Raw genomic sequence first — 20,376 nt, forward strand, 5'->3', positions numbered from 1 at the left:
ATCCGGCAATAACACGGCGTTAATGCCGGAGGCGACGTAAACGTCTTATCCGGCCTACAAATCATAAATGGCAGGGAGTAAGGGCTATGGGAATTAACGAAATCATCATGTACATCATGATGTTCTTTATGCTGATTGCCGCCGTGGACAGAATCCTGTCGCAGTTCGGCGGGTCGGCGCGCTTCCTCGGTAAATTCGGCAAGAGTATCGAGGGGTCTGGCGGCCAGTTTGAAGAGGGCTTTATGGCGATGGGCGCGCTGGGACTGGCGATGGTCGGTATGACCGCGCTGGCGCCGGTGCTGGCGCATGTACTGGGGCCGGTTATTATCCCGGTATACGAAATGCTGGGCGCGAACCCATCCATGTTCGCGGGTACGCTGCTGGCCTGTGATATGGGCGGATTCTTCCTCGCCAAAGAGCTGGCCGGCGGTGATGTCGCGGCGTGGCTATACTCAGGGTTAATACTTGGGTCGATGATGGGGCCGACCATTGTGTTCTCCATTCCGGTGGCGCTCGGCATTATCGAACCGTCTGACCGCCGCTACCTGGCGCTTGGCGTACTGGCGGGTATCGTCACCATTCCCATTGGCTGCATTGCGGGGGGACTGATCGCCATGTACTCAGGCGTGCAGATCAATGGTCAGCCAGTGGAGTTTACCTTCGCGCTGATCCTGATGAACATGATCCCGGTATTGATCGTCGCGGTGCTGGTAGCGCTGGGGCTGAAGTTCATCCCGGAAAAAATGATCAACGGTTTCCAGATTTTCGCCAAATTTCTGGTGGCGCTGATCACCATCGGTCTGGCGGCTGCGGTGGTTAAATTCCTGTTGGGTTGGGAGTTGATTCCGGGACTCGACCCGATCTTTATGGCGCCAGGCGACAAACCCGGCGAAGTGATGCGCGCCATTGAAGTGATCGGCTCTATCTCCTGCGTGCTGCTCGGCGCGTATCCGATGGTGCTGTTACTGACCCGCTGGTTTGAAAAACCGTTGATGAATGTCGGTAAGCTGCTGAACGTAAATAATATTGCGGCGGCAGGCATGGTGGCGACCCTGGCGAACAATATCCCCATGTTCGGCATGATGAAGCAGATGGATACCCGCGGCAAAGTGATTAACTGCGCATTTGCCGTCTCTGCGGCGTTCGCGCTGGGCGACCATTTAGGCTTCGCCGCCGCGAATATGAACGCCATGATCTTCCCGATGATCGTCGGCAAGCTGATCGGCGGCGTGACGGCGATTGGCGTGGCGATGATGCTGGTGCCGAAAGATGACGCCGCCCAGGTGAAAACCGAAGCGGAGGCGCAATCGTGAACACTCGCCAGCTACTGAGCGTCGGTATCGATATCGGCACCACCACCACGCAGGTGATCTTCTCGCGCCTGGAGTTGGTTAACCGTGCGGCGGTGTCGCAGGTGCCGCGCTACGAATTCATCAAACGCGACATTAGCTGGCAAAGCCCGGTCTTCTTTACGCCCGTGGATAAGCAGGGCGGTCTGAAAGAGGCCGAACTTAAAGCGCTGATTCTGGCCCAGTATCAGGCCGCAGGCATCGCGCCTGAATCGGTGGACTCCGGGGCTATCATTATCACCGGCGAAAGCGCCAAAACCCGCAACGCCCGTCCGGCGGTCATGGCGCTCTCGCAGTCGCTGGGCGACTTTGTGGTCGCCAGCGCCGGGCCGCATCTGGAATCAGTCATTGCCGGTCACGGCGCCGGAGCGCAAAGCCTGTCTGAACAGCGGATGTGCCGGGTGCTGAATATTGATATCGGCGGCGGCACGTCTAACTACGCGCTGTTTGACGCGGGAAAAGTCAGCGGTACCGCCTGCCTTAACGTCGGTGGTCGCCTGCTGGAAACCGATGCTCAGGGGCGCGTGGTTTATGCCCATCAGCCGGGGCAGATGATTATCAATGAGGTGTTCGGTTCGGGTACTGATGCTCGCGCCTTAGCTGCCGCACAGTTGGGGCAGGTGGCGCGGCGGATGGCGGATCTCATCGTCGAGGTTATCACTGGCGCGCTCTCGCCGCTGGCGCAATCGCTGATGCAAACCGGGCTGCTGCCCGCCGATATTACGCCGGAGGTGATCACCCTTTCCGGTGGGGTAGGTGAATGCTACCGCAACCAACCTGCCGATCCGTTCTGCTTTTCTGATATCGGGCCGCTGCTGGCGACCGCGCTGCATGAGCACCCGCGTCTGCGCGAGATGAACGTGCAGTTTCCGGCGCAAACCGTGCGCGCCACGGTGATTGGCGCGGGGGCCCATACGCTCTCGCTTTCCGGCAGTACTATCTGGCTGGAAGACGTCCAACTGCCGCTGCGCAACCTGCCGGTGGCGATCCCGCAGGATGACGCCGATCTGGTGAACGCCTGGCGGCAGGCGCTTCTCCAGCTTGATCTCGACCCGCAAACCGACGCTTACGTGCTGGCGCTTCCCGCCACGCTTCCGGTGCGTTACGCCGCATTACTCACGGTCATCAACGCGCTGACGGCTTTTGTCGCGCGTTATCCCAATCCACATCCCCTGCTGGTGGTGGCCGAGCAGGATTTTGGTAAAGCGCTGGGCATGTTATTGCGCCCACAGTTACCGCAACTTCCGCTGGCGGTCATCGATGAGGTGGTCGTGCGGGCGGGAGACTATATCGACATTGGTACGCCTCTTTTTGGCGGATCGGTTGTGCCGGTGACGGTGAAATCACTCGCATTTCCTTCCTGAGGGAACGACTTATGAAACTAAAGACCACATTGTTCGGCAATGTTTATCAGTTTAAGGATGTAAAAGAGGTACTGGCTAAAGCCAACGAACTGCGTTCGGGGGATGTGCTGGCCGGGGTTGCCGCGGCAAGTTCGCAGGAGCGCGTAGCGGCAAAACAGGTACTGTCGGAAATGACGGTGGCGGATATCCGCAACAATCCGGTGATTGCCTATGAAGAGGACTGCGTGACGCGCCTGATTCAGGATGACGTCAACGAAACGGCCTATAACCGGATTAAAAACTGGAGCATCAGCGAACTGCGCGAATACGTACTGAGCGATGAAACCTCCGTGGACGATATCGCGTTTACCCGCAAAGGCCTGACCTCCGAAGTGGTGGCGGCAGTGGCGAAAATCTGCTCCAACGCCGACCTGATCTACGGCGGCAAGAAAATGCCGGTGATCAAAAAAGCCAATACCACCATCGGTATTCCGGGCACCTTTAGCTGCCGTTTGCAGCCGAACGATACCCGTGACGATGTGCAGAGTATCGCCGCGCAAATCTACGAAGGGCTTTCTTTCGGCGCAGGCGATGCGGTGATCGGCGTTAACCCGGTGACCGATGACGTGGAAAACCTGACCCGAGTGCTCGACACCGTTTACGGCGTTATCGATAAATTCAATATTCCGACCCAGGGCTGTGTGCTGGCGCACGTCACCACCCAGATCGAAGCGATTCGTCGCGGCGCGCCGGGCGGACTGATTTTCCAGAGCATTTGCGGCAGCGAGAAGGGCTTAAAAGAGTTCGGCGTCGAGCTGGCGATGCTCGACGAAGCGCGGGCTGTGGGGGCGGAGTTCAACCGCATCGCCGGGGAAAACTGCCTGTACTTTGAAACCGGGCAAGGGTCTGCGCTGTCGGCTGGTGCGAACTTTGGTGCCGACCAGGTGACGATGGAAGCGCGTAACTACGGGCTGGCTCGCCACTACGATCCGTTCCTGGTGAACACCGTGGTGGGCTTTATCGGGCCGGAATATCTCTACAACGACAGGCAGATTATCCGTGCCGGTCTCGAAGATCACTTTATGGGCAAGCTGAGCGGCATCTCGATGGGCTGCGACTGCTGCTATACCAACCATGCCGACGCCGACCAGAACCTTAACGAAAACCTGATGATTCTGCTCGCCACTGCCGGCTGTAACTACATCATGGGGATGCCGCTCGGCGACGACATCATGCTCAACTACCAGACCACCGCTTTCCACGATACCGCCACCGTCCGTCAGTTGCTGAATTTACGGCCGTCGCCGGAGTTTGAACGCTGGCTGGAAACGATGGGCATTATGGCAAACGGTCGTCTGACCAAACGGGCGGGCGATCCGTCACTGTTCTTCTGATGACGCGGGGATAACACCATGGATCAAAAACAGATTGAAGAAATTGTACGTAGCGTGATGGCGTCAATGGGACAGGACGTACCGCAACCCGCCGCGCCGTCAACGCAGGAAGGCGCAAAGCCGCAGTGCGCCGTGCCGACGGTGGCCGAAAGCTGCGCGCTGGATTTAGGTTCTGCGGAGGCAAAAGCCTGGATTGGCGTCGAGAACCCGCATCGTGCGGACGTGCTGACCGAACTGCGTCGCAGTACTGCGGCACGCGTCTGTACGGGTCGTGCCGGGCCGCGTCCACGTACCCAGGCGCTGTTGCGCTTCCTGGCGGATCACTCCCGTTCGAAAGACACCGTGCTCAAAGAAGTGCCGGAAGAGTGGGTCAAAGCGCAAGGGCTGCTGGAAGTACGTTCGGAGATCAGCGACAAAAACCTGTACCTGACGCGCCCGGATATGGGGCGTCGCCTGAGCCCGGAAGCCATTGACGCGCTGAAGTCGCAGTGCGTGATGAACCCGGATGTGCAGGTAGTGGTCTCCGATGGCCTCTCTACGGATGCGATCACCGCCAACTATGAAGAGATCCTGCCGCCGCTGCTTGCCGGTCTGAAGCAGGCCGGGCTGAACGTCGGCACGCCGTTCTTTGTGCGCTATGGCCGCGTGAAGATTGAAGATCAGATTGGCGAAATTCTCGGCGCGAAGGTCGTCATCCTGCTGGTGGGCGAACGTCCGGGGCTGGGGCAGTCGGAAAGCCTCTCCTGCTACGCCGTCTATTCCCCGCGCGTGGCGACCACCGTCGAGGCCGACAGAACCTGTATTTCAAACATTCATCAGGGGGGGACGCCGCCAGTAGAAGCCGCCGCCGTGATTGTGGATTTGGCCAAACGGATGCTGGAGCAGAAAGCGTCCGGCATCAACATGACCCGTTAAGGAGACATCATGCCTGCATTAGATTTGATTCGACCTTCAGTGACTGCCATGCGCGTGATTGCCTCCGTGAATGACGGCTTTGCGCGGGAACTTAAATTACCGCCACATATCCGTAGCCTCGGACTCATCACGGCAGATTCTGATGATGTGACCTATATTGCCGCTGACGAAGCGACCAAACAGGCGATGGTGGAAGTGGTCTATGGCCGCTCCCTCTATGCCGGGGCGGCTCACGGGCCGTCGCCGACCGCCGGTGAGGTGTTGATTATGCTGGGCGGACCGAACCCGGCGGAAGTGCGCGCCGGTCTGGATGCGATGGTCGCCAGTATTGAAAACGGCGCGGCGTTCCAGTGGGCGAACGATGCGGAAAATACCGCGTTCCTGGCGCATGTGGTTTCGCGTACCGGCTCGTACCTCTCGTCTACCGCAGGTATCGCGCTGGGCGATCCAATGGCCTATCTGGTGGCGCCGCCGCTGGAAGCGACATTCGGCATTGACGCGGCGATGAAATCCGCTGACGTTCAGCTGGTGACTTACGTGCCGCCGCCGTCGGAAACCAACTATTCGGCCGCGTTCTTAACGGGAAGCCAGGCCGCGTGTAAAGCCGCCTGCAATGCCTTTACCGACGCCGTGCTGGATATCGCCCGTAACCCTGTCCAGCGTGCGTAACGGAGGCTGCCAATGATCAATGCCCTGGGATTACTGGAAGTGGACGGAATGGTCGCCGCCGTCGATGCGGCGGATGCCATGCTGAAAGCGGCCAACGTGCGTTTGCTCAGTCATCAAGTGCTCGACCCTGGCAGGCTCACGCTGGTGGTGGAGGGCGATCTGGCGGCGTGTCGTGCGGCGCTGGATGCCGGAAGCGCCGCCGCGCAGCGCACAGGCCGTGTGATTAGCCGCAAAGAAATTGGTCGTCCGGAAGAGGACACCCAGTGGCTGATTGGCGGGTTTGCGCGTGCGACAACGCCGACTGAGAAAGCGCCCCAGGTACCCGCAACGCCTGAGTTCGCTGAGGCGTTACTGGCGCTGCTGGCATCAGTACGCCAGGGAATGACGGCGGGAGAGGTTGCCGCGCATTTTGGCTGGTCGCTGGAGCAGGCCAGAAACGTGCTGGAACAACTCTTTTCTGACGGAGCGTTGCGTAAACGCAGTAGTCGCTATCGCATCAAAAATTAATCTGTCGGAGGGCCGGGCGTCCTGGCGGGCGTCCGGCATAGAAGATCATGAAAAAGACCCGTACAGCGAATTTGCACCATCTTTATCATGAAGCGTTACCCGAAGACGTTAAACTTACGCCCAGAGTCGAGGTGGACAATGTTCATCAGCGACGGACGACGGATGTCTATGAACATGCTCTGACTATCACCGCCTGGCAGCAGATCTACGATCAGTTACACCCGGGTAAATTTCATGGCGAGTTCACGGAAATCCTGCTTGATGAGATTCAGGTGTTCCGTGAATACACCGGCCTGGCGCTGCGTCAGTCGTGTCTGGTTTGGCCAAACTCTTTCTGGTTTGGTATTCCGGCGACGCGCGGCGAACAGGGATTTATCGGCGCGCAGGGGCTCGGCAGCGCCGAGATTGCCACCCGACCGGGAGGCACCGAGTTTGAACTGAGCACGCCGGATGATTACACCATTCTGGGCGTTGTTATCTCGGAAGATGTTATTTCCCGTCAGGCCACGTTTTTGCATAACCCGGAAAGGGTGCTGCATATGCTACGTAACCAGTTAGCGCTGGAGGTAAAAGAGCAGCATAAAGCGGCGCTGTGGGGCTTTGTGCAGCAGGCGCTGGCCACCTTCAGCGAGAGTCCTGAAACCCTGCATCAACCTGCGGTGCGTAAGGTCTTGAGTGATAATTTGTTGCTGGCGATGGGCACGATGCTGGAAGAGGCGAAGCCGATTCATAGCGCCGAAAGCATCAGCCATCAGGGATATCGTAGGCTACTGTCGCGGGCGCGGGAATATGTGCTGGAAAATATGTCGGAGCCGCTGACGGTGCTCGACTTATGTAACCAGCTACACGTAAGCCGTCGCACGCTGCAAAATGCGTTTCACGCCATTTTGGGCATTGGCCCCAATGCGTGGCTGAAACGTATTCGCTTAAACGCAGTACGCCGGGAGCTGATTAGCCCGTGGTCGCAGAGCGCCACGGTCAAAGATGCCGCGATGCAGTGGGGATTCTGGCATCTGGGGCAATTTGCCACCGATTATCAGCAATTATTTGCCGAAAAACCGTCGTTGACGCTGCATCAACGGATGCGGCAATGGGCTTGATATTGATGGGTAGGCTCTCCGGTTGCTGATAACGTGCGCGTGTCGGGAATTGCCCGGTGGCGGCTGGCGCCTTACCGGGCCTACGGATTCGCTGCTGTCTGTGGTTGGTAGCCCGGACAAGGCGCGCCAGCGCCGCCTCCGGAGAACCGCGCGCAATTTTGCCTCCGCTGATAAGCCCGTAAAGCATCCCATTGGCATATTTCTCAATATCTTCATAACTTATTTGTGCGAGGAACATTATCGTTTGCGCGCACGTTGGGCACGTTGGGTATTCCGCATCCTGAACCCAGGCCGGGTGGCCGCCGAGCTGTGAGAAGGTCGTGGGTGAATTAGGAACGGCCGTGGCGAAAACGGTGTTATATGCCGTACAACGCTACCAGGTCAGAATGCGAATTACCGAGTTCTTTATCTACAATGAACTCGTTTATTTCTACGAGCCTGCTTTTACTCAACGGCCAACCGGATAGGCGATAAACAAACCGGCTATCGTCAGAATACATGCCAGTAGGCATAGCAAGATGCAGTTAACGCTTTTACGCGGAATATGAATAATAAAGCAGAGTAATGTTATCAGGGCCATGACCACAGGGATGGTCACCATATTGATAACCAGAAGCACGATCAGACCGAAGCTCACCCCTCCGCTATGAGGGATGAATATTCTTTCTTCAAAATATATTTCTAGCGTAATGGCAAGCAGGCAGCCAATAAAACTTATACCCAGATGGGGATGCCATTTGGCGTCACTGGTTACTACTTTCCGTGTATTTGTTTGCATTGTTTTACTTTATAAATAAGTTAAATCCAGTCGCGTACCTGAATAAACTCGCTCAGCGCCGCTTCCGGGCTACCCGCTTCTGGCTGCCAGTCGTACTCCCAGCGCACCAGCGGCGGCATCGACATCAGGATAGATTCAGTGCGCCCGCCGGTTTGCAGACCAAACAGGGTGCCTCTGTCCCATACCAGATTGAACTCCACGTAGCGCCCGCGGCGATAAAGTTGAAAATTACGCTCCCGCTCTCCCCAGACCATCGCTTTGCGTCGTTCGACAATCGGTAAATACGCCTCGGTGTAGCCGTTACCGACCGCCTGCATAAAAGCAAAACAGTGGTCGAAATCCGGCGTATTCAAATCGTCAAAAAACAGGCCGCCGATACCGCGCTGCTCGTTACGATGCTTGAGGAAAAAGTAGTCATCGCACCACTTTTTATAGCGCGGATACACATCGTCGCCAAACGGCTGGCACAGGTCGCGGGCGGTGCGGTGCCAGTGAACGGCATCCTCTTCAAAGCCGTAGTAGGGCGTTAAATCGAACCCGCCGCCAAACCACCACACCGGATCGGCGCCCGGTTTTTCGGCAATAAAAAAGCGCACGTTAGCATGGCTGGTGGGAATATACGGATTGTGCGGATGTACCACCAGCGATACGCCCATCGCTTCGAAGCTACGCCCGGCGAGTTCTGGCCGATGCGCGGTGGCGGACGCGGGCATTGCATCGCCGTGAACGTGAGAGAAATTAACGCCCGCCTGTTCGAAAATCCCGCCGTTGCGTAATACCCGGCTGCGTCCGCCGCCGCCCGCTTCGCGTCGCCAGCTATCTTCGACAAAGTTTGCGCCATCCACAGCGGATAACTTTTGGCAAATATCATCCTGCAGGCGTAGCAGAAACTGTTTTACGTGATGTGCATCGGGTTTCATGATTACCGTTTCTTCGTGTGTGCTTTCTGATTATCAAACCAGTGAAAATAACTGATGATGCCGTTGGCGATCGCCGTAGCGATTTTCTGGCGAAACGCCGTCGTGCCCAGCAGGCGTTCTTCTTCCGGATTGGTAATAAACGAGGTTTCGACCAGTACCGACGGAATTGACGGTGATTTTAGCACCACGAAAGCCGCTTGTTCGGTAGTGCGGCTGTGTAATTTATGTATGGGTTTGATTTTCTTGAGAATATGCGAACCCAGCGTCAGACTGTTTTTAATCGTATCGGTTTGCACCAGATCAAACAAAACTTGTTGTAATAGATGATCCCGGTCAGTGGCTTTTTTACCCGCCACTTCGTCCGCGCGGTTTTCACGCTCGGAGAGATACTTCGCCATGGCGCTACTGGCCCCGCGGTTGGAAAGCGCAAAAACGGAAGCGCCCGCCGCTTTCGGGTTGGTAAAACCATCGGCATGAATGGACATAAACAGATCCGCGCCGTGCTTATGGGCGATTTCCACCCGATCGTACAGCGGAATAAAGGTATCCCCTGTCCGGGTTAAACGCGCATCGATTCCGTGATTTCGTAAAATAGCGCGTACGTTTTTGGCAATTGCCAGCACGACGTGTTTTTCCTGAGAACCGTTGCGGCCAATCGCGCCGGTATCGATGCCGCCGTGTCCGGGGTCGAGCATCACCAGCCGTTTACTGCCGGTTTTTTTGGTTTTGGGTTTGCTGTGACCATTACTGGTTTTTAGCGTTTCTTCTTTGGCTATTGCGTGCGACATACCTGACAGCGTCAGGGCCGCCAGACCTGTTTTGAGTACCTGGCGGCGCGAAGTGAGAGTTTTTAGGAGTTTAAAAGTGCTCATACGGCCTGAGTTGTGAAAATTAAGTTCAAGATGTTATATCGTATCGCGTAATCCGTTACGACGGTTGGTGATGAGAATTGTTTTACTTTTCATTTCAATACGTGACACATCGCCATTATGCCATTTTTTCCGCTACATCGCGTCAGATATTGGCTGAATCAGATGTTTGCGCCATAATCTTGGTTTTTCCACCCGAAAAGGCAACGAATACCATGGAAATACGCGTTTTTCGCCAGGAAGATTTCGAAGAGGTGATTACCCTCTGGGAGCGTTGCGACCTGCTGCGTCCATGGAACGATCCTGAAATGGATATTGAACGCAAGGTGAATCATGATGTCAGCTTGTTCCTCGTTGCGGAAGTTAGCGGCGAAGTCGTCGGTACGGTAATGGGCGGTTATGACGGGCATCGCGGCTCGGCGTATTACCTGGGCGTTCACCCGGAGTTCCGCGGGCGCGGCATTGCGAATGCGTTGCTTAACCGGCTGGAAAAAAAACTCATCGCCCGCGGGTGTCCGAAAATCCAAATTATGGTGCGCGATGATAACGACGTTGTGCTGGGCATGTATGAACGTCTGGGGTATGAGCATTCTGACGCCCTAAGTTTGGGTAAACGCCTGATTGAAGATGAAGAGTACTGAGTTTCATCCAGCCGATTATGATGTACACGGACGTTTACGCCTGCCGTTTCTGTTCTGGTGCGTACTGCTACTTCAGGCGCGCGCTTGGGTACTCTTTGTCATTGCCGGTTCATCCCGTGGACAGGGTAATACTTTGTTAAACTTTTTTTATCCCGACCATGACAATTTTTGGCTGGGGCTGTTGCCCGGCGTTCCGGCGGTAGTGGCGTTTTTACTCAGCGGGCGGCGTGAAGCGGTTCCTGGTGTGTGGCGCTGGCTGCGCGGACTCCTGATCCTCGCTCAACTGGTGTCGTTGTGCTGGCTGCCGGTGATGTGGCTGGGTGGCGACCCGGTCAACGGCGTCGGGCTGGCGCTGCTGCTGGCGGACATCGTCGCGCTGATCTGGCTGTTAACCAATCAACGTTTGCGTGCCTGTTTTTCCTTTGAGAAAGAATAACGGCACTTTTTGGCGAACCCGCACTCCAACCAACGTTAATTAATAAAAGAAAGGAAGTGAGATGAAATCGCTGCGTTTGACTTTACTCGCACTGCCGCTGGCGCTGACCGGCTGCTCGACGCTCTCCTCGGTCAACTGGTCTGCCGCAAATCCATGGAACTGGTTTGGTTCTTCGACAGAAGTCACTGAGCAAGGCGTGGGAGCGCTGACCGCCGCCACGCCGCTGGAAGAGCCGGCTATTGCAGAGGCATTAGATGGCGATTATCGCCTGCGTAGCGGTATGAAAACCGATAACGGCAACGTGGTGCGCTTTTTCGAAGCGATGAAGGGCGACAACGTCGCGATGGTGATCAACGGCGAGCAGGGCACCGTGAGCCGTATTGATGTGCTCGACAGCGATATCCCAACCGCCGCGGGGGGCAAAATCGGTACGCCGTTTAGCGACCTTTACAGCAAAGCGTTTGGTCACTGCGAGCCGGTTTCCAGCGATAGCCATACCAGCGTCGAATGTAAAGCCGAGGGAAGTCAGCATATTAGCTATGTTTTCTCCGGCGAGTGGAGCGGACCGGAAGGCTTAATGCCTCCTGATGACGTCTTAAAAAACTGGGACGTGCGCAAAATTATCTGGCGTCGTTAATTTGCGCCTGAACAAACCGCTTCGCTTAAAAACAAGGTAAAATAGCCTCCATTAATGCCACGACTGCGTGGCATTCTCATTTTCAGGAGGAATCATGTCTCAGGTTCAAAGTGGCATTTTGCCGGAACATTGCCGTGCGGCAATTTGGATTGAAGCCAATGTGAAAGGCGACCTGGACGCCCTGCGCGCGGCCAGCAGAACATTTGCCGATAAACTGGCGACCTTCGAAGTCAAATTTCCGGACGCCCATCTTGGGGCCGTTGTGGCGTTTGGCAACAACACCTGGCGCGCCCTGAGCGGCGGCGTCGGGGCGGAAGAACTGAAAGATTTTATTCCTTATGGTAAAGGACTGGCGCCAGCCACGCAGTATGACGTGCTGATCCATATCCTTTCTCTGCGCCACGATGTGAATTTTTCTGTTGCCCAGGCGGCGATGGAAGCCTTCGGCGACTGTATCGACGTGAAAGAAGAAGTTCACGGCTTCCGTTGGGTGGAAGAACGCGATCTGAGCGGCTTTGTCGACGGGACAGAGAACCCGGCGGGCGAAGAGACGCGCCGTGAAGTGGCGGTGATCAAAGATGGCGTGGATGCCGGCGGCAGTTATGTGTTCGTGCAGCGTTGGGAACACAATCTCAAGCAACTTAACCGGATGAGTATTCACGATCAGGAGATGATGATCGGGCGTACCAAAGAAGCCAATGAAGAGATTGACGGCGATGCGCGTCCGGCAACGTCTCACCTGAGCCGCGTCGATCTCAAAGAAGATGGCAAAGGGCTGAAGATTGTGCGCCAGAGCCTGCCATACGGCACCGCCAGCGGTACTCATGGTCTCTATTTCTGCGCTTACTGCGCACGTCTGCACAATATCGAACAGCAGCTTCTGAGTATGTTCGGCGATACCGACGGTAAACGCGACGCAATGCTGCGCTTCACCAAGCCGGTGACTGGCGGCTACTATTTTGCGCCGTCGCTGGATCGCCTGTTAGCGCTATAAGTAAAACCCTGTCGGATGGCAGCGCAAACGCTTTATTCGACCTACGATTGGTAGGCCTGATAAGCGCCGCGCCATCAGGCAGAACAGCATAAAAATGCCCATCCCCGCCTCCGCGGGGATTTTTTTACCTAATATTTACCTGAATTAGTGAGCTATTCCTCAGCACTTATTTGTTATTACTGTATTTTCAGTGTTAATGGAGTGTAAGACTCCATATTCAAAAGGAGACATTGAAAATGGGTAAACTCACGGGCAAGACAGCATTGATTACGGGCGCATCGCAGGGCATTGGCGAAGGGATCGCTCGCGTATTCGCACGCCACGGCGCGAACTTAATCTTGCTGGATATCTCCGATGAGATTGAAAAGCTGGCGGATGAGCTGGGCGGGCGCGGACATCGCTGTACTGCCGTTAAGGCTGACGTCAGAGATTTTGCTTCGGTGCAGGCGGCGGTTGCGCGCGCCAAAGAGACTGAAGGTAGAATTGATATTTTGGTGAATAACGCTGGCGTGTGCCGTCTGGGCAACTTCCTCGATATGAGTGAAGAAGATCGCGATTTCCACATTGATATTAATATTAAAGGTGTCTGGAACGTCACCAAAGCCGTCCTGCCGGAGATGATCAAACGTAAAGATGGCCGCATTGTGATGATGTCTTCCGTCACGGGAGATATGGTGGCGGACCCGGGTGAAACGGCCTATGCGCTGTCAAAAGCCGCCATTGTCGGTTTAACCAAATCGCTGGCGGTAGAGTATGCGCAGTCCGGTATTCGCGTGAATGCCATTTGCCCCGGTTATGTAAGAACGCCGATGGCGGAAAGCATTGCCCGTCAGTCTAACCCTGACGATCCGGAATCGGTATTAACGGAAATGGCAAAAGCCATTCCGCTACGCCGTCTTGCCGATCCGCTGGAAGTAGGGGAACTGGCGGCATTTCTGGCTTCCGATGAGTCCAGCTATCTTACCGGAACGCAAAACGTCATTGATGGCGGCAGTACCCTGCCTGAAAGCGTAAGCGTAGGCGTCTGATTGATGCCGGTCTCCTCCTCACGCCGCGTGGGGAGGGATTCTCTTATTCCCTTTTCAACTTTCAAATCATCAAACGGTATATAAAACCGTTACTCCTTTAGCGCTGGTTATAAATATGATGACCATAAGAAAGTCATTAAATTTATAAGGGTGCGCAATGGCCGTTAACTTACTGAAAAAGAGACCCCTGACGCTGGCAGCAATGCTGTTACTGGCAGGGCAGGCGCAGGCAACGGAGCTGCTGAACAGCTCATACGATGTCTCCCGCGAGCTGTTTGCCGCCCTTAACCCGCCGTTTGAGCAACAATGGGCAAAAGATAACGGCGGCGACAAACTGACGATTAAGCAGTCTCATGCCGGGTCATCAAAACAGGCGCTGGCGATTTTGCAGGGACTGAAGGCAGACGTCGTGACCTATAATCAGGTGACCGACGTACAGATTCTCCATGATAAAGGCAAACTGATCCCTGCCGACTGGCAAAGCCGTCTGCCGAACAACAGTTCGCCATTCTATTCCACGATGGGCTTCCTGGTGCGCAAGGGGAACCCGAAAAATATTCACGACTGGAGCGATCTTGTACGTTCCGACGTGAAGCTGATTTTCCCTAACCCGAAAACCTCCGGCAACGCCCGTTACACGTATCTGGCGGCATGGGGCGCGGCGGATAACGCAGACGGCGGCGATAAAGCCAAAACCGAACAGTTTATGACCCAGTTCCTGAAAAACGTCGAAGTGTTTGATACCGGCGGTCGCGGCGCTACGACTACCTTTGCCGAGCGTGGTCTGGGCGATGTGCTGATTAGTTTTGAATCGGAAGTGAACAACATCCGCAAACAATATGAAGCCCAGGGATTTGAAGTGGTGATCCCGAAAACGAACATTCTTGCTGAATTCCCGGTTGCCTGGGTGGATAAAAACGTGCAGGCCAACGGCACAGAAAAAGCCGCCAAAGCTTACCTGAACTGGCTGTATAGCCCGCAGGCGCAGACCATCATTACCCATTACTACTACCGCGTGAATAACCCGGAAATCATGGGCAAGCAAGCAGATAAATTCCCGCAGACCGAACTGTTCCGCGTGGAAGACAAGTTTGGCACGTGGCCTGAGGTGATGAAAACGCACTTTGCCAGCGGCGGCGAGCTGGACAAACTGTTGGCGGCGGGGCGTAAGTAATGCTTGCCGTTTCTTCCCGACGCGTGCTGCCTGGCTTTACGTTAAGCCTCGGCACCAGTTTGCTGTTTGTCTGCCTGATCCTGCTGTTGCCGTTGAGCGCGCTGGTGATGCAGCTCTCACAGATGAGCTGGTCGCAATACTGGGATGTCGTGACCAACCCTCAGGTGGTGGCTGCCTATAAAGTGACGCTACTGGCGGCATTTGTGGCATCGATTTTTAACGGCGTGTTTGGCCTGCTGATGGCGTGGATTTTAACCCGCTACCGTTTTCCAGGGCGCACGTTGCTGGATGCGCTGATGGATCTGCCGTTTGCGCTGCCGACAGCGGTGGCGGGGTTAACGCTGGCCTCGCTGTTCTCAGTGAACGGTTTCTACGGTCAGTTTCTCGCGCAGTTTGATATCAAAGTGACCTATACCTGGCTCGGTATTGCGGTGGCGATGGCCTTTACCAGCATTCCATTTGTGGTACGCACCGTCCAGCCGGTACTGGAAGAGCTGGGGCCGGAATATGAAGAAGCGGCACAAACGCTGGGGGCCACCCGCCTGCAAAGTTTTCGCAAAGTCGTGTTGCCTGAGCTGTCGCCTGCGCTGATTGCCGGCGTGGCGCTCTCTTTTACCCGTAGCCTGGGCGAGTTTGGCGCGGTGATTTTTATCGCTGGAAATATCGCCTGGAAAACAGAAGTGACCTCGCTGATGATTTTTGTGCGTTTGCAGGAGTTTGACTACCCAGCCGCCAGCGCCATTGCCTCAGTGATCCTTGCGGCATCACTGCTGCTGCTGTTCTCAATTAACACTCTGCAAAGTCGCTTTGGTCGACGTGTGGTAGGTCATTAATGGCGGAAGTGACTCAATTGAAGCGATACGACGTCCCCCGCATTAACTGGGGAAAATGGTTTCTGATTGGCGTCGGGATGCTGGTTTCGGCGTTTATCCTGCTGGTGCCGATGATTTACATCTTCGTGCAGGCGTTCAGCAAAGGGTTAATGCCGGTACTGCAAAATCTGGCCGATCCGGACATGCTGCACGCCATCTGGCTGACGGTGTTGATTGCCTTGATCGCAGTGCCGGTGAATCTGGTGTTCGGTATTCTGCTGGCGTGGCTGGTGACGCGCTTTAACTTCCCCGGACGTCAGCTATTGCTGACCCTGCTGGATATTCCCTTTGCCGTCTCGCCGGTGGTGGCCGGTCTGGTTTATCTGCTGTTTTATGGTTCCAACGGCCCGTTGGGCGGCTGGCTGGATGAGCATAATTTGCAAATGATGTTCTCCTGGCCGGGGATGGTACTGGTCACTATTTTTGTCACCTGCCCGTTTGTGGTGCGCGAACTGGTGCCAGTGATGCTCAGTCAGGGCAGTCAGGAAGATGAGGCGGCGATTTTACTGGGCGCATCCGGCTGGCAAATGTTTCGCCGCGTGACGTTGCCGAATATTCGCTGGGCGCTACTTTACGGCGTGGTGTTAACTAACGCCCGCGCGATTGGCGAGTTTGGCGCGGTGTCGGTGGTGTCCGGCTCGATTCGCGGCGAAACGTTATCGCTACCGTTACAGATTGAATTACTGGAGCAGGACTACAACACCGTCGGCTCCTTTACCGCCGCCGCATTGTTGACGCTAATGGCGATTATTACCCTGTTTTTGAAGAGCATGTTGCAATGGCGTCTGGAGAATCAGGAAAAACGCGCGCAACAGGAGGAAAATCATGAGCATTGAGATCGCCAGAATTAAGAAATCGTTTGGTCGTACTCAGGTACTGAATGATATCTCGCTGGATATTCCTTCCGGCCAGATGGTTGCCTTGTTGGGGCCGTCAGGTTCCGGCAAAACGACGCTGCTGCGCATTATTGCCGGGCTGGAACATCAGTCCAGCGGCCATATTCGTTTCCACGGTACGGACGTTAGCCGCCTGCACGCGCGTGAGCGTAAAGTCGGTTTTGTGTTTCAGCACTATGCGCTGTTTCGCCATATGACGGTGTTTGACAACATCGCTTTTGGCCTGACGGTGTTGCCGCGACGCGACCGCCCAACTGCGGCGGCGATTAAAACGAAAGTGACGCAATTGCTGGAGATGGTGCAACTGGCGCACCTCGCGGATCGCTTCCCCGCCCAGCTTTCCGGCGGACAAAAACAGCGCGTGGCGCTGGCGCGCGCGCTTGCCGTAGAACCGCAAATTCTACTGCTGGATGAACCCTTTGGCGCGCTGGATGCCCAGGTACGTAAAGAGTTACGTCGCTGGTTGCGCCAGCTACATGAAGAACTGAAATTCACCAGCGTCTTTGTTACCCACGATCAGGAAGAAGCAACGGAAGTGGCGGATCGGGTGGTGGTGATGAGTCAGGGCAATATCGAACAGGCTGATGCGCCGGATCGGGTGTGGCGTGAACCGGCAACCCGCTTCGTACTGGAGTTTATGGGCGAGGTGAACCGCCTGACAGGCACCGTCCGCGGCGGGCAGTTTCACGTTGGCGCGCATCGCTGGCCGCTGGGTTATACGCCCGCGTACCAGGGGCCGGTCGATCTGTTCCTGCGTCCGTGGGAGGTAGATATTAGCCGCCGCACCAGCCTGGATTCTCCGCTACCAGTACAGGTCATTGAGGCCAGCCCGAAAGGTCACTATACACAGCTAGTGGTGCAGCCGCTGGGGTGGTATCACGATCCGCTGACGGTGGTGATGGCGGGTGAGGATGTTCCGGTTCGCGGCGAGCGTTTGTTTGTTGGACTGCAAAAAGCGCGTCTGTATAACGGCGACCAGTGTATTGAAACGCGTGAAGAGGAACTTGCTCTGGCGCAATCGGCCTGATAGGTTAATTTGTATAGTTATCGCCCGGTGGCGCTACGCATACCGGGCTTTTTTACGAGCTGAAAACGTGAATACATTAGAACAAACCATCGGCAATACGCCGCTGGTCAAATTACAACGTCTGGCGCCGGATAACGGCAGTGAAATTTGGGTTAAGCTGGAAGGCAATAATCCGGCAGGATCGGTGAAAGATCGCGCGGCGCTATCGATGATTGTCGAGGCGGAAAAGCGCGGGGAAATTAAACCGGGCGATGTCCTGATTGAAGCGACCAGCGGCAACACTGGCATTGCGCTGGCGATGATCGCCGCGCTGAAAGGTTATCGCATGAAGCTGTTGATGCCAGACAACATGAGCCAGGAGCGTCGGGCGGCAATGCGGGCCTATGGCGCGGAACTGATTCTGGTCACTAAAGAGCAGGGAATGGAAGGGGCGCGCGATTTAGCGCTCGCTATGTCTGAGCGAGGCGAGGGCAAACTGCTCGATCAGTTTAATAATCCTGATAATCCCTACGCCCACTACACGACTACCGGCCCGGAAATCTGGCGGCAAACGTCAGGTCGCATCACCCATTTTGTCTCCAGCATGGGCACGACCGGCACCATTACCGGCGTGTCGCGTTTTCTGCGCGAGCAGGAAAAGCCGGTCACTATCGTTGGCCTGCAGCCGGAAGAGGGCAGCAGTATTCCGGGCATTCGCCGCTGGCCTGCGGAATATATGCCGGGCATTTTTAACGCCTCGCTGGTAGATGAGGTGCTGGATATTCACCAGAATGATGCCGAAAACACCATGCGTGAACTGGCCGTTCGTGAAGGCATTTTCTGCGGCGTGAGTTCCGGCGGCGCGGTAGCGGGCGCGTTACGCGTCGCACGAGCCACGCCCGGCGCGATAGTGGTGGCGATCATCTGCGATCGCGGCGACCGTTACTTGTCTACCGGCGTGTTTGGTGAAGAGCATTTCAGCCAGGGGGCAGTGATTTAAACTAATGGGTTCAGCTGATTGGGATAAACAAGGCAACGGCCGCCTTTGACAAGCGGGAATATCCTGCCGATTTTCTATGTGCGCCAGCGCATTACCGCCGTCTTTTATAATAAAAGCTCGTCTGTTGTTCTTATTGTTGTATTTGTTCCTGGCAAAGCGTCATGTAATGCTTGCTGCTTTCTACCAGCCTGGCTGAACCAGGCCGGTAAAGTGACGGTGCTTTAAACATATAAATCAGTTGTACTTGTTGCTGGCAGGTCATCTCTGTCACTGGTACGTGAAATAACGTTAACGCCGCATTTTTCGTACCGTAAACCGCGTTACCCTGCGAATCCCGGCCATAATACGCTTGCGCCAGCATCATGGCATACAGCTCGTCGTCGCGGTACAGGCTGTCCAACCAGAACACCCAGATCGCGGTCCTGAAATGCCCATCCACGCCGGCTTGGGTATAGAGCAATCTGGCAGTATAAGATTTGGGATGTATTTTGGCCGCAGCGCGGCGCAAAAAACGCGTCTGCGGCGATTCGGACAACCAGAAAGAGGCGCTCTGTAATGCGGTCTGGGCTATGGGACGAATTTCCAGATAATAGTAAACGGTTAACCCTACAGCAAACGCTAACAGAAGCGCGATAACGCCTTTAAAAAACCACAGTAACACGCCTGGCATTATGATTTTTTCTTACTCAACATTCTTATCCGTTTCCGCAATAAGCGCATGTAAATAAGGCTGCGCGTTTTCATCGCTTTTACCAGGAATTTTTACGATATAGGGTTTTCCGGTGATGGACGACGACGACGCGACTTTATCGATAAACTGTTCGGCGGTGTCGATACGATTGCGCGTGTTGCCCAGTTTTAAGCGCAGGTGCGATACGGCTTCCTCGCAGTTATGCGCATCACCGTTACGAACGAATGTCAGATCCTTTTTCTGCGCCAGCGCATTAAGCATGGCGTTAATGCGCGCTTCTTCATGGGCGTTTAGCTTCGCCCAGGCGGGTAGAGTCAGCAGGAGCGCAACGACGGCGCAGACAATTTTCTTCATGGTAAAATCCTTTTTCATGCGATAATCACTGCACCTCAGACCGTTAGCCGGGTAATAAGTTGCACTCCTGGTGTGGTTATTTCTGTGAGTGCGCCAGCGTGAGTCCATCCAGAAAACGCCACAGCTTTTCATTCATTTGCTGGTAATCCCATGCGCGCATCTCGGCAACCGAGCGGATAAAACGCTTCCCTTGCGCGTCGGCCAGCTCCTGCTGCGAATGTTGGATTAATCCTTCAACCGCCTCGACGGTAAATTCCATATGACACTGGAAGCCGTAGACAAAATTGCCGTACTGCACTATCTGACGTGGACAGCCGGCACTTTCAGCCAGCACGGTCGCCTGATCGGTGAGTCCTGGCATATCGTTGTGCCAGTGGCCGACGGTTAACGGGGAGCCAAAGTGGTCGATAAGCGGATGCCGCAGACCGGCTTCAGTGAGCGTAATAGGGTAGTGACCAATCTCTTTTTCCGGACTTTGGCACACAGCGGCGCCCAGCGCCTCGCCAATGAGCTGTGAACCAAGACAAATGCCGATAACCATTCGCCGGGCCGAAATCGCCTGATTAATTAAGTGCTGTTCGGCGCGAGAGTCAAAGTACGGGTACTCTTCGCGGGTGGTGCGCGGCGACTGCGGACCGCCAAATACCACGAGCATATCGAACTCATCGGCATTGGGCGGTAGCGCTTCTCCGGCATAGACGCGCGACCATGAAATGGTATAACCGCGATCTTCAGCCCATTTCAGATAAGCGCCAGCGGATTCAAACGACTCATGGACAACAAAATGAACTCGCACGTTATTT

General features: G+C 55.4%; 23 protein-coding genes and 1 pseudogene. 17 read left to right on the forward strand and 7 right to left on the reverse strand.

Annotated elements, in window-relative coordinates:
• The first annotated feature begins 86 nt into the window (after positions 1-86).
• Genes eutH through eutR form a run of 7 tightly spaced genes read left to right on the forward strand, consistent with a single transcriptional unit; the run spans position 87 to position 7,277 of the window.
• On the forward strand, positions 87-1,313 hold the full coding sequence (gene eutH / locus ACLJQD_RS22130; RefSeq protein ID WP_000512359.1) for an ethanolamine utilization protein EutH: 1,227 nt from the start codon (positions 87-89) through the stop codon (positions 1,311-1,313).
• A complete protein-coding gene (gene eutA / locus ACLJQD_RS22135; RefSeq protein WP_017441393.1) occupies positions 1,310-2,713 on the forward strand; it encodes an ethanolamine ammonia-lyase reactivating factor EutA in 1,404 nt (467 codons plus the stop codon). The genes eutH and eutA overlap by 4 nt, the downstream gene beginning before the upstream one ends.
• 11 nt (positions 2,714-2,724) lie before the next feature.
• Entirely contained in the window at positions 2,725-4,086 is a 1,362-nt protein-coding gene (gene eutB / locus ACLJQD_RS22140) for an ethanolamine ammonia-lyase subunit alpha (protein ID WP_000769990.1), read from the forward strand.
• Between the two features lie 18 nt (positions 4,087-4,104).
• Positions 4,105-5,001, forward strand: coding sequence for an ethanolamine ammonia-lyase subunit EutC (gene eutC, locus ACLJQD_RS22145; protein WP_000372336.1), 897 nt, complete (start codon positions 4,105-4,107; stop codon positions 4,999-5,001).
• A gap of 9 nt (positions 5,002-5,010) precedes the next feature.
• Entirely contained in the window at positions 5,011-5,670 is a 660-nt protein-coding gene (gene eutL, locus ACLJQD_RS22150) for an ethanolamine utilization microcompartment protein EutL (protein WP_001111056.1), read from the forward strand.
• A 12-nt stretch (positions 5,671-5,682) separates the two neighbouring features.
• Complete coding sequence (gene eutK / locus ACLJQD_RS22155) at positions 5,683-6,177, forward strand: ethanolamine utilization microcompartment protein EutK (protein ID WP_017441394.1); 495 nt, start codon at positions 5,683-5,685, stop codon at positions 6,175-6,177.
• 47 nt (positions 6,178-6,224) lie between these two features.
• Positions 6,225-7,277 (forward strand): HTH-type transcriptional regulator EutR, encoded by a 1,053-nt coding sequence (eutR, locus tag ACLJQD_RS22160; protein WP_000753665.1) that lies wholly within the window; start codon positions 6,225-6,227, stop codon positions 7,275-7,277.
• A 169-nt stretch (positions 7,278-7,446) separates the two neighbouring features.
• Here the strand turns inward: eutR and ACLJQD_RS22165 are convergent.
• From ACLJQD_RS22165 to amiA, 4 genes and pseudogenes are all read right to left on the reverse strand, one after another.
• Positions 7,447-7,647 (reverse strand): annotated as a pseudogene (locus ACLJQD_RS22165) (DUF1963 domain-containing protein); the annotation flags it as partial.
• A 78-nt stretch (positions 7,648-7,725) separates the two neighbouring features.
• Positions 7,726-8,055 (reverse strand): hypothetical protein, encoded by a 330-nt coding sequence (locus tag ACLJQD_RS22170; protein ID WP_023242678.1) that lies wholly within the window; start codon positions 8,053-8,055, stop codon positions 7,726-7,728.
• Between the two features lie 20 nt (positions 8,056-8,075).
• The gene (hemF, locus tag ACLJQD_RS22175) at positions 8,076-8,975 is read right to left on the reverse strand and encodes an oxygen-dependent coproporphyrinogen oxidase (RefSeq protein ID WP_000801326.1); all 900 of its coding nucleotides are present in this window, start codon (positions 8,973-8,975) and stop codon (positions 8,076-8,078) included.
• A 2-nt stretch (positions 8,976-8,977) separates the two neighbouring features.
• Positions 8,978-9,847: an N-acetylmuramoyl-L-alanine amidase AmiA gene (gene amiA, locus ACLJQD_RS22180; RefSeq protein WP_000102880.1), complete on the reverse strand. Its 870-nt coding sequence runs from the start codon at positions 9,845-9,847 to the stop codon at positions 8,978-8,980.
• Between the two features lie 212 nt (positions 9,848-10,059).
• On the opposite strand from amiA, the gene ACLJQD_RS22185 reads away from it, so the two are divergent.
• The 10 genes from ACLJQD_RS22185 to cysM all read left to right on the forward strand — a co-directional run bounded on the left by ACLJQD_RS22185 (position 10,060) and on the right by cysM (position 18,528).
• A complete protein-coding gene (locus ACLJQD_RS22185) occupies positions 10,060-10,485 on the forward strand; it encodes a GNAT family acetyltransferase (RefSeq protein WP_000406008.1) in 426 nt (141 codons plus the stop codon).
• Positions 10,472-10,921, forward strand: a complete 450-nt coding sequence (locus ACLJQD_RS22190; protein ID WP_017441396.1) for a DUF2919 domain-containing protein — start codon at positions 10,472-10,474, stop codon at positions 10,919-10,921. The genes ACLJQD_RS22185 and ACLJQD_RS22190 overlap by 14 nt, the downstream gene beginning before the upstream one ends.
• A gap of 61 nt (positions 10,922-10,982) precedes the next feature.
• Positions 10,983-11,558, forward strand: a complete 576-nt coding sequence (locus ACLJQD_RS22195) for an RpoE-regulated lipoprotein (protein WP_000838968.1) — start codon at positions 10,983-10,985, stop codon at positions 11,556-11,558.
• Positions 11,559-11,652: 94 nt separating this feature from the next.
• On the forward strand, positions 11,653-12,552 hold the full coding sequence (yfeX, locus tag ACLJQD_RS22200; protein WP_000084583.1) for a porphyrinogen peroxidase: 900 nt from the start codon (positions 11,653-11,655) through the stop codon (positions 12,550-12,552).
• A gap of 236 nt (positions 12,553-12,788) precedes the next feature.
• Positions 12,789-13,580, forward strand: a complete 792-nt coding sequence (gene ucpA / locus ACLJQD_RS22205) for an SDR family oxidoreductase UcpA (RefSeq protein ID WP_000517460.1) — start codon at positions 12,789-12,791, stop codon at positions 13,578-13,580.
• 157 nt (positions 13,581-13,737) lie between these two features.
• Positions 13,738-14,754 carry a thiosulfate/sulfate ABC transporter substrate-binding protein CysP gene (gene cysP / locus ACLJQD_RS22210; protein ID WP_000290274.1) on the forward strand — a complete coding sequence of 339 codons (1,017 nt, stop codon included), beginning with the start codon at positions 13,738-13,740 and terminating at the stop codon, positions 14,752-14,754.
• Complete coding sequence (gene cysT / locus ACLJQD_RS22215; RefSeq protein ID WP_000881746.1) at positions 14,754-15,587, forward strand: sulfate/thiosulfate ABC transporter permease CysT; 834 nt, start codon at positions 14,754-14,756, stop codon at positions 15,585-15,587. Before cysP ends, cysT begins: the two co-directional genes overlap by 1 nt.
• The gene (cysW, locus tag ACLJQD_RS22220) at positions 15,587-16,462 is read left to right on the forward strand and encodes a sulfate/thiosulfate ABC transporter permease CysW (protein WP_000852705.1); all 876 of its coding nucleotides are present in this window, start codon (positions 15,587-15,589) and stop codon (positions 16,460-16,462) included. The genes cysT and cysW overlap by 1 nt, the downstream gene beginning before the upstream one ends.
• A complete protein-coding gene (cysA, locus tag ACLJQD_RS22225) occupies positions 16,452-17,549 on the forward strand; it encodes a sulfate/thiosulfate ABC transporter ATP-binding protein CysA (RefSeq protein WP_017441397.1) in 1,098 nt (365 codons plus the stop codon). Before cysW ends, cysA begins: the two co-directional genes overlap by 11 nt.
• 67 nt (positions 17,550-17,616) lie before the next feature.
• Positions 17,617-18,528 (forward strand): cysteine synthase CysM, encoded by a 912-nt coding sequence (gene cysM / locus ACLJQD_RS22230; protein WP_017441398.1) that lies wholly within the window; start codon positions 17,617-17,619, stop codon positions 18,526-18,528.
• 130 nt (positions 18,529-18,658) lie between these two features.
• Here cysM and ACLJQD_RS22235 read toward each other — a convergent pair whose 3' ends face one another.
• From ACLJQD_RS22235 to ACLJQD_RS22245, 3 genes are read right to left on the reverse strand one after another with little or no spacing between them, the layout of a single operon-like run.
• Positions 18,659-19,198: a transglycosylase domain-containing protein gene (locus ACLJQD_RS22235; protein WP_017441399.1), complete on the reverse strand. Its 540-nt coding sequence runs from the start codon at positions 19,196-19,198 to the stop codon at positions 18,659-18,661.
• Between the two features lie 12 nt (positions 19,199-19,210).
• Positions 19,211-19,591 carry a YfeK family protein gene (locus ACLJQD_RS22240; RefSeq protein ID WP_000710730.1) on the reverse strand — a complete coding sequence of 127 codons (381 nt, stop codon included), beginning with the start codon at positions 19,589-19,591 and terminating at the stop codon, positions 19,211-19,213.
• Positions 19,592-19,649: 58 nt separating this feature from the next.
• The gene (locus ACLJQD_RS22245; RefSeq protein WP_017441400.1) at positions 19,650-20,369 is read right to left on the reverse strand and encodes a GMP synthase; all 720 of its coding nucleotides are present in this window, start codon (positions 20,367-20,369) and stop codon (positions 19,650-19,652) included.
• Positions 20,370-20,376: the final 7 nt, after the last annotated feature.

This window comes from Salmonella sp. SAL04214, assembly GCF_046550615.1.
GTDB lineage: Bacteria > Pseudomonadota > Gammaproteobacteria > Enterobacterales > Enterobacteriaceae > Salmonella > Salmonella enterica.

What these genes read in the sequence shown, in the direction of transcription:
- eutH (WP_000512359.1), top strand. Translation starts at nt 87, where the DNA reads ATGGGAATTAACGAAATCATCATGTACATCATGATGTTCTTTATGCTG.
- eutB (WP_000769990.1), top strand. Translation starts at nt 2,725, where the DNA reads ATGAAACTAAAGACCACATTGTTCGGCAATGTTTATCAGTTTAAGGAT.
- eutC (WP_000372336.1), top strand. Translation starts at nt 4,105, where the DNA reads ATGGATCAAAAACAGATTGAAGAAATTGTACGTAGCGTGATGGCGTCA.
- eutL (WP_001111056.1), top strand. Translation starts at nt 5,011, where the DNA reads ATGCCTGCATTAGATTTGATTCGACCTTCAGTGACTGCCATGCGCGTG.
- eutK (WP_017441394.1), top strand. Translation starts at nt 5,683, where the DNA reads ATGATCAATGCCCTGGGATTACTGGAAGTGGACGGAATGGTCGCCGCC.
- eutR (WP_000753665.1), top strand. Translation starts at nt 6,225, where the DNA reads ATGAAAAAGACCCGTACAGCGAATTTGCACCATCTTTATCATGAAGCG.
- ACLJQD_RS22170 (WP_023242678.1), bottom strand. Translation starts at nt 8,055, where the DNA reads ATGCAAACAAATACACGGAAAGTAGTAACCAGTGACGCCAAATGGCAT.
- hemF (WP_000801326.1), bottom strand. Translation starts at nt 8,975, where the DNA reads ATGAAACCCGATGCACATCACGTAAAACAGTTTCTGCTACGCCTGCAG.
- amiA (WP_000102880.1), bottom strand. Translation starts at nt 9,847, where the DNA reads ATGAGCACTTTTAAACTCCTAAAAACTCTCACTTCGCGCCGCCAGGTA.
- ACLJQD_RS22185 (WP_000406008.1), top strand. Translation starts at nt 10,060, where the DNA reads ATGGAAATACGCGTTTTTCGCCAGGAAGATTTCGAAGAGGTGATTACC.
- ACLJQD_RS22190 (WP_017441396.1), top strand. Translation starts at nt 10,472, where the DNA reads ATGAAGAGTACTGAGTTTCATCCAGCCGATTATGATGTACACGGACGT.
- ACLJQD_RS22195 (WP_000838968.1), top strand. Translation starts at nt 10,983, where the DNA reads ATGAAATCGCTGCGTTTGACTTTACTCGCACTGCCGCTGGCGCTGACC.
- yfeX (WP_000084583.1), top strand. Translation starts at nt 11,653, where the DNA reads ATGTCTCAGGTTCAAAGTGGCATTTTGCCGGAACATTGCCGTGCGGCA.
- ucpA (WP_000517460.1), top strand. Translation starts at nt 12,789, where the DNA reads ATGGGTAAACTCACGGGCAAGACAGCATTGATTACGGGCGCATCGCAG.
- cysP (WP_000290274.1), top strand. Translation starts at nt 13,738, where the DNA reads ATGGCCGTTAACTTACTGAAAAAGAGACCCCTGACGCTGGCAGCAATG.
- cysT (WP_000881746.1), top strand. Translation starts at nt 14,754, where the DNA reads ATGCTTGCCGTTTCTTCCCGACGCGTGCTGCCTGGCTTTACGTTAAGC.
- cysW (WP_000852705.1), top strand. Translation starts at nt 15,587, where the DNA reads ATGGCGGAAGTGACTCAATTGAAGCGATACGACGTCCCCCGCATTAAC.
- cysA (WP_017441397.1), top strand. Translation starts at nt 16,452, where the DNA reads ATGAGCATTGAGATCGCCAGAATTAAGAAATCGTTTGGTCGTACTCAG.
- ACLJQD_RS22235 (WP_017441399.1), bottom strand. Translation starts at nt 19,198, where the DNA reads ATGCCAGGCGTGTTACTGTGGTTTTTTAAAGGCGTTATCGCGCTTCTG.
- ACLJQD_RS22240 (WP_000710730.1), bottom strand. Translation starts at nt 19,591, where the DNA reads ATGAAAAAGGATTTTACCATGAAGAAAATTGTCTGCGCCGTCGTTGCG.